2 protein-coding genes are annotated in these 1,164 nt (G+C 32.7%); one reads left to right on the top strand and one right to left on the bottom strand.

The window, feature by feature from the left end; translation table 11 throughout:
* Positions 1–173 precede the first annotated feature (173 nt).
* The gene (locus ACGH49_RS10840) at positions 174–368 is read left to right on the top strand and encodes a phage/plasmid replication protein (protein ID WP_411589376.1); all 195 of its coding nucleotides are present in this window, start codon (positions 174–176) and stop codon (positions 366–368) included.
* A 316-nt stretch (positions 369–684) separates the two neighbouring features.
* On the opposite strand, the gene ACGH49_RS10835 is transcribed toward ACGH49_RS10840, so the two are convergent.
* Positions 685–1,164 (bottom strand): phage/plasmid replication protein (locus ACGH49_RS10835; RefSeq protein ID WP_411589375.1); only part of this gene is annotated, 480 nt, incomplete at its 5' end.

Below are 1,164 nucleotides of genomic sequence, written 5' to 3'. Positions count from 1 at the left end.
TTAACTGACGTAATAGAATATTGTAAAAATAACGGCGTAGTACGATTTGAACAAAAATTAAAATCCCGATTTTTAAAGAGAATTTACATTATTGGGGATTATCAGACTATACACGATTAAACAAACTACATGATGAATTTTTGGACTTAGATAAAAAATTATCGGTGAATGCTATGGACTTTGAAACGGTTGCTGAACAATTAATAAGATGTGGCGTAGTTGATACAACACGCTCAGCCAACACAACTGCCATGTATGCATTGCAGTGGATGCACGGGCAAACGTTTGATTTTAGAAAATCACAGGTGCAAATTCACAGAGCCAGATTACGTAAAATCGGTATTGATATAGCACAACGTGACTGTTAGGGAAATAAGGAAAGTGGAAGTTACAGATTGTCCGATCCCAGATTGGTATCAACAACCGCAAATTTTTAGGATTGCGTCATAACTGGATATAAATACAGTTAACTTAACATAATATACATTATTGTAACGTATTGATTTTAATGATTATTTATTTTTGTTAATTTGTTAGTAGATTGATTAATTTAACATTTTACTGGTAAATCGTGTTTTTTTAAATTGAGGTCATGATTATACAGGTTTCATCGTCTAGTTTTACGTACGTTTATCGTGGTACGCATAATGTATATTATGTTAAATTAACTGGATATAAATACAGTTATGACGCAAGCCTAAAAATTTGTGGTTGTTGATACCAATCTGGGATCGGACAATCTGTAACTTCCACTTTCCTTATTTCCCTAACTGTCACTGGGCTAAACTTAGCTAAATTACAACGTTGTGCTATATCAATACCAATTTTACGTAATCTTGCCCTATGTGTCTGAACTGCTTTTTTATTAAAATCAAACGTTTGCCCATGCATCCATTGCAACGCATACATAGCGGTCGTATTGGCTGAGCGTGTTGTATCAACTACGCCACATCTTATTAATTGTTCACTAATCGTTTCAAAGTCCATAGCATTCACCGATAATTTTTTATCTAAGTCTAAAAATTCATTATGTAAGTTATTTAATCGTGTATAGTCTGATAATCCCCAGTAATGTAAATTCTCTCGTTTTAAAAATCGGGATTTTAATTTTTGTTCAAATCGTACTACGCCGTTATTTTTACAATATTCTATTACGTCAGTTAA

Source organism: Gilliamella sp. BG7 (assembly GCF_046635565.1).
GTDB classification, from domain to species: domain Bacteria; phylum Pseudomonadota; class Gammaproteobacteria; order Enterobacterales; family Orbaceae; genus Gilliamella; species Gilliamella apicola_P.
Note: the sequence above shows the minus strand (reverse complement) of the source record. Positions and strands in the feature narration are given on the sequence as shown.